The sequence below is a fragment of the uncultured Paraglaciecola sp. genome, assembly GCF_943787955.1.
GTDB lineage: Bacteria > Pseudomonadota > Gammaproteobacteria > Enterobacterales > Alteromonadaceae > Paraglaciecola.
The window spans coordinates 146,848-153,053 of record NZ_CALSOK010000004.1; the positions used below are offsets into that span (position 1 = coordinate 146,848).

A 6,206-nucleotide genomic window follows, 5' to 3' on the forward strand; every position below is an offset into this window, starting at 1 on the left:
AATACTGACGCTGCAACTATATGTTATTGGGCGCAATCTCCAGGGCTTGTCTGAAGGCATGCTGGGCATAATTGAGCATATCCAGTGTCGTAAACTGGTCAGCGACCGTGCGATAGGAGTCAAGATCAGACCGTTGCTGCTGCTTTTTTTCTATGAAAAAATAACCTTCCCTGAGTGCATAGAATAAGCTCAATGCCGCGGTCACCAATCCTATTATGACAATTAACCGGCTAGTCAAGCCTTGTAAAAATTTTTGGGGATGCGCGGACTCACCGCAGTGTTTGCACTTAAGAGCCATAATTTTAATAGGCTCAGCGCAATATGGACAGGCTTTAAGCTCATTCGGTGCGGCGTCACAAGCGAGTGGTGGCTTTGTCATATCCGGGGCGGTTTAAAGTGAGGTACACAAAGCATAGAACAAATATGCACAATGGCTTAATTCTTAGCTGTGATTAAGTCATTGTAATCGATGGGCGCAGTGGCGTTCAATCGATAGAGTCTAAATTGACTACGACCCCTTTTATTTCTTTTATTTCTTTTATTTAATAATCAGGCTTTGATATAGTAACGTTTTTGAGAATTTCAATGTAATCCATCCATCTCAGTTTTCTCATGTTTTTTTCAATTAATTTCAATGCACATGCTAAACATACAAATATTTTTTATGATGTACAATAGATGCTAACTACCTAATAACTTTTTCAGTAACTGGAAATCTGCGTGTTCATTAATGTATACCATTTGCCCTTCATGCACAGTTTTAGCTTTTGACTTTATAATGTTCAAATAATCTGAGCACATTTTTTTATGGCATGTAAGTATTGAACCATTTAAATCCATACCTAAATAAGAAATCATATTTTGATAAGATATTTTTAGTATCGTGCAAGCTACTATCAAACAGTTTTTCATAACTGACCACAAATATATCCGCACCTGCTTCTTTTGCTTTAATAGCTCTCATCAATGATTCATTCCATATTTCTACAGCTTTTCTATAGTCATTTTTTTCTGGCCATTTATCTCTTGGGTTTTGTGCCCTTAAATTAAAAGAAGATGCAACATCTTCAATATTTCTAATTATAAAAATATATTTACCTTCAGCACCAAACTCATCAAATAATGAGGGCCAAAATTTATATAATTGAGGGTATTTATCACCAACGATACTACTTCCGGTATATTTGTCACTGAGCTGCTTATAATAATCAAGATACTTACCATTGCTGGCATTGATAGTTGTTTGTTCATCCTTAAAATTAAAGAATTCATCTTTAGAGAATAGCTTTTTTTTTAACTTGATTTTTCTTATATAAAAACTTAAATCGCTCCATTCCTAAAGAAATATCAGGATGACTAGATAACAATTCTGTCAATGCAGAAGTACCTGAGCGTGGTGAACCACTTACAAATGTTCTGGTCAAGTCCAACCGGACACTTTTCTAAAGGAGTTTTCAAATTCAATTGGCGATTGATCCAAATTGGCTGAATGCAGTCCCTCAACATTATAATATTTCATGTACCTAGCAACATCTTCTCGCATATGTGTTCGAGTGGGCTGCGGTACTTTAAACAACCAATCATGCTTTAAACGTCCAAAGAAGCGCTCCACAACAGCATTATCCCAGCAAGCTCCAACATCTCCCATACTAGCTCGACACTCTAATCGCGACAGTAGATTTCTAAAGCCTTTACTCGTGTACTGAGAGCCTCTGTCACTGTGAAACACCAAACCTTTGACTGGCTTGCGTAAGTTATGAGCCTTTGTCAGTGCTTGCTCGACCAAATCACGCGTCATGCGTTTTGATATATGCCAGCCCACAATCCGGCGTGAATACAAATCCATGACAATGGCTAAGTACAACCAGCCCTCACCAGTCTTTAAATAGGACACATCACCCGCCCAAATTTGATTGGGTCCAACAGGATTGAAATTCATATTTAGCAAGTTGTCAGCCACAGCATCACTGTGTTTGCGCTTGGTTGTCACTTTATAAGCTATTCGCTGAGTCACAACTAATTTAAGCCGTTCCATTAACTTAATGGCGCGATACCGCGTTATTTCAAAGCCTTCTTTGCGTAGTGCTTTAGCAAGCTCTCTGCTGCCTAAACTGTTTCGACTTGCCTTGAATAATGCTTTGGCTCGTCGATACAGTCTCAGCGTTTGAGCGCTAATGAGTTCACCAGGTTTTTTTAGCCATGCGTAGTATGCTGACGAACTCACTTCCATCACTTTACAAGCAACTGACACCGGATACTTCGCATCAAGCTCACTTATAAAAGAATATCTTACTTCATTTCTTTCGCGAAGAAGGCACTTGCCTTTTTTAGGATTTCACGCTCCATTTGTAGACGTTTATTATCCTTCCTGAGTTGAATTAACTCTGCTCGTTCATCGCCAGACAACACGTCACCTAGTGCCTGTTTCTTATGCTTAGCTACCCAGTTGTAAAGTAGTTTGTCTGTCACACCTAAAGATGCAGCAGCTTGTACGATTGGATAGTCTTGCTCTATTACCAGAGCGACCGCTTCTTGTTTAAATTCTGCGGGATAATGTTTATTTGTTCGTTTAGTCATATTCACCTCAATTAACAGGATTATAATCCTTTATTGAAGTGTCCGGTTAATTCAACCACAACATATTCACCTCAATTAACAGGATTATAATCCTTTATTGAAGTGTCCGGTTAATTCAACCACAACATCTAAATTGACTACGTCCCCTTTTATTCCTGTTTGGCAATATTTTTAACATAAAGTTTCTGCAATTTCTGAGGAGAAGGAAATCCATAAAACAACCCTGACTTTTGTAAACTTTTGCTATACAAATTATGTAGCCAGATTTGCTGACGCATTTTCTCGCGAGTTTTTTTAGGGAATAAACCAACTAAAAACTTAACGGCCCCCATGACATGTTTCATTGGTTTACTTTCCACAAACTGAATACTTCATGATTATCACTCTTAATACCTTGAAAATAACTTCAGAATTTTAGACTCAATGCTTTTATGCTCTTTTTTACGAGCCTACGTAGATAACTGCGGCCTACTAACAACAAATGAATATAACGATATTTCCTATTACATGACTTGACAAATAAGTTATGAAAATGCGGATTTTGAATAGGTGAAAGCAACTTAATATCTTGAGTCAAAAGGTAATAATCAAGGCCTAAAGTTTTTTGCAAGTACTGACAAACCGATAGAAAATCACTATCTGTTAGCTCCTGTGCAACATAAGGATTGGGTGATGCAGTTTTCATATCTGTAATCAGTGGTCCCAGATGAGAGGCCCCTAACTTAGTCGTGTATTTTTCTAACATTGACGCATAATAAATTAAATCGTCAATGTATTGCTTTTGCGGTATAAGTGAATATTGACCACATCCTTCTAAATACCCCTGTAAAGCTCTATCCACATTAGCTTGATAATCTTCCAAATGAAATTGATTGAACCACCTTTTAAATTCCATGGCCTCAAATTGATAAGAATTATTCACTAAAGGCAACTCAACATTCAGCTCAATACCTATCACAGTGAGTAAATCAGACACAATATTATTATGGTGAAAATATCTTTCACCATACAATCTTAAAACTAAGTCTTGTTCACCAAATTGCTCTGAAAACTCAACTAATCTGACCATGAACGGAAGCTGTTTTCTTCTCACTACGTTTATTTTTTTCACTTGAAAGTGACGTTTAACTGACTGGTTATAACTAGACTCTTTAGTTTCTAGGGGATTACGTATATAAGCAATGAACTTAGCGTTGGGAATATGCAGTTTGAATTCATCCATTTCACGGAAGAAAAACTCCGAAGACAATAACAATATTGAATACTCACTTTTATGAAAAGTATCAATCAGATTTGTTAAGCGAACTTTATTTAAACATAATTGTTTATTTTCATCTATGTCGTAGACACTTTTGACGTTTCCTGAGCTGACTCCGTTAGCATCGACACTATGAGATGGATAAAAAACCCCCTGTTTTTTCAAAAAGGATTGGTTACTACTCAGCCATTTTTGCACTGCAGAGGTGCCCGTTTTTGGGGGCCCCACATGAATATAAATCTCTTTATTCAATTTGACTTCCTGCACTTTGTTAAACTACGTAAATAGTTGTCTGCCAAAAAGCACTACATTAAGAACAATGTCAGTTTCTATGGGTGTTTAGCAAACTACTAAGCTTTATTTCGTACAATCCACATATTTGAAAGTCAGAGTGCATCATTTGACACTATTAATGCACAGTCTAAGGCAAACCGACAACTGACCATATTTTACCTTGTAAGTTAGGGGGAATAAAAGTGATAAGTACAACGAACAGCATTAAATTACCTTAAGAGATAGAATCAAAATTTATTCCATTTTTTTATCGAGTTATCTACACGTTTAATCTGTGATTAATTTTATTGCCATAGTGAATATGTGTTCTGGTCAAGTCCAACCGGACACTTTTCTAAAGGAGTTTTCAAATTCAATTGGCGATTGATCCAAATTAGCTGAATGTAGTCGCTCAACATTATAATATTTCATGTACCTAGCAACATCTTCTCGCATATGTGTTCGAGTGGGCTGCGGTACTTTAAACAACCAATCATGCTTTAAACTTCCAAAGAAGCGCTCCACAACAGCATTATCCCAGCAAGCTCCAACATCTCCCATACTAGCTCGACACTCTAATCGCGACAGTAGATTTCTAAAGCCTTTACTCGTGTACTGAGAGCCTCTGTCACTGTGAAACACCAAACCTTTTGGTGGTTTGCGTAAATTATGAGCCTTTGTCAGTGCTTGCTCGACCAAATCACGCGTCATGCGTTTTGATATATGCCAACCTACAATCCGGCGTGAATACAAATCCATGACAATGGCTAAGTACAACCAGCCCTCACCAGTCTTTAAATAGGACACATCACCCGCCCAAATTTGATTGGGTCCAACAGGATTGAAATTCATATTTAGCAAGTTGTCAGCCACAGCATCACTGTGTTTGCGCTTGGTTGTCACTTTATAAGCTATTCGCTGAGTCACAACTAATTTAAGCCGTTCCATTAACTTAATGGCGCGATACCGCGTTATTTCAAAGCCTTCTTTGCGTAGTGCTTTAGCAAGCTCTCTGCTGCCTAAACTGTTTCGACTTGCCTTGAATAATGCTTTGGCTCGTCGATACAGTCTTAGCATTTGAGCGCTAATGAGTTCACCAGGTTTTTTTAGCCATGCGTAGTATGCTGACGAACTCACTTCCATCACTTTACAAGCGACTGACACAGGATACTTAGCATCAAGCTCACTTATAAAAGAATATCTTACTTCATTTCTTTCGCGAAGAAGGCACTTGCCTTTTTTAGGATTTCACGCTCCATTTGTAGACGTTTACTATCTTTCCTGAGTTGAATTAACTCTGCTCGTTCATCGCCAGACAACACGTCACCTAGTGCCTGTTTCTTATGCTTAGCTACCCAGTTGTAAAGTAGTTTGTCTGTCACACCTAAAGATGCAGCAGCTTGTACGATTGGATAGTCTTGCTCTATTACCAGAGCGACCGCTTCTTGTTTAAATTCTGCGGGATAATGTTTATTTGTTCGTTTAGTCATATTCACCTCAATTAACAGGATTATAATCCTTTATTGAAGTGTCCGGTTAATTCAACCACAACAATGGTCATATAATCGCGAGTTCGTATAAGAGGGTATCCTTAGAAAGATTATTAAAACAGTGCTTAGAAAATCGTTGGGTTGGGGTTGACCAGAACCGATGCTCCCCAAATAAAAATGAGTTACACACCGATAAAATAGTAAGGTAATAACCATAATAAGTAATGGCACCTATTGGCTTTGAGGCTAAGCGACATCCTACTTATCGTTCACAAGATAACCGGTATTCTGCCAAGCATCCAAGTGATGAACAAAACGACATTGAAAGCCATTGTGATTAGTAACGGTAGGAATAAGTCTTTCCAATGCATGCATAATAGTACCGTCAGATTGTCCTGCCTCTTCAGGAAAGTCATCAATCTTCCAGTCTTTATCTAGCAATCCTTTTAGCGCAGCGGGTCGATACCAAAACATCGAATCGGCAGGGAATACATCCATTGTTTTTGGCATCGTCAAGCCAAGTGTAGTACACAGATTAGCGACAAGTGACTGATTCTCCCCCATCCTATACTATTCAAAATACGAGGGTGATAAGGCGGCATTGCAAC

Annotated in this window: 8 protein-coding genes; all 8 read right to left on the reverse strand. The window is 38.2% G+C overall.

Annotation, left to right across the window (positions count from 1 at the left end; all coding sequences use genetic code 11):
- Positions 1-16: 16 nt before the first annotated feature.
- The 8 genes from Q0Y52_RS04515 to Q0Y52_RS04545 all read right to left on the reverse strand — a co-directional run bounded on the left by Q0Y52_RS04515 (position 17) and on the right by Q0Y52_RS04545 (position 6,162).
- Positions 17-379, reverse strand: a complete 363-nt coding sequence (locus Q0Y52_RS04515; protein WP_297818154.1) for a hypothetical protein — start codon at positions 377-379, stop codon at positions 17-19.
- A 426-nt stretch (positions 380-805) separates the two neighbouring features.
- The gene (locus Q0Y52_RS04520; protein WP_297818562.1) at positions 806-964 is read right to left on the reverse strand and encodes a hypothetical protein; all 159 of its coding nucleotides are present in this window, start codon (positions 962-964) and stop codon (positions 806-808) included.
- 310 nt (positions 965-1,274) lie between these two features.
- Entirely contained in the window at positions 1,275-1,430 is a 156-nt protein-coding gene (locus Q0Y52_RS19395; protein ID WP_366939241.1) for a sulfotransferase, read from the reverse strand.
- Positions 1,421-2,577 (reverse strand): IS3 family transposase gene (locus Q0Y52_RS04525; protein WP_297818564.1). Its coding sequence is split into 2 segments (ribosomal slippage): positions 1,421-2,331 and positions 2,331-2,577, totalling 1,158 coding nucleotides; the frame shifts between segments, so codons are not numbered across the junction. The genes Q0Y52_RS19395 and Q0Y52_RS04525 overlap by 10 nt, the downstream gene beginning before the upstream one ends.
- Positions 2,578-2,726: 149 nt before the next feature.
- Positions 2,727-2,936 (reverse strand): hypothetical protein, encoded by a 210-nt coding sequence (locus Q0Y52_RS04530; protein WP_297818162.1) that lies wholly within the window; start codon positions 2,934-2,936, stop codon positions 2,727-2,729.
- A gap of 47 nt (positions 2,937-2,983) precedes the next feature.
- Positions 2,984-4,087, reverse strand: coding sequence for a hypothetical protein (locus Q0Y52_RS04535; protein ID WP_297818165.1), 1,104 nt, complete (start codon positions 4,085-4,087; stop codon positions 2,984-2,986).
- 354 nt (positions 4,088-4,441) lie between these two features.
- A protein-coding gene (locus tag Q0Y52_RS04540) for an IS3 family transposase (RefSeq protein WP_297817961.1) occupies positions 4,442-5,598 on the reverse strand; the annotation gives its coding sequence in 2 pieces (ribosomal slippage) (positions 4,442-5,352 and positions 5,352-5,598; 1,158 coding nt in all).
- 258 nt (positions 5,599-5,856) lie between these two features.
- Complete coding sequence (locus Q0Y52_RS04545; protein ID WP_297818567.1) at positions 5,857-6,162, reverse strand: rhamnan synthesis F family protein; 306 nt, start codon at positions 6,160-6,162, stop codon at positions 5,857-5,859.
- Positions 6,163-6,206 lie beyond the last annotated feature (44 nt).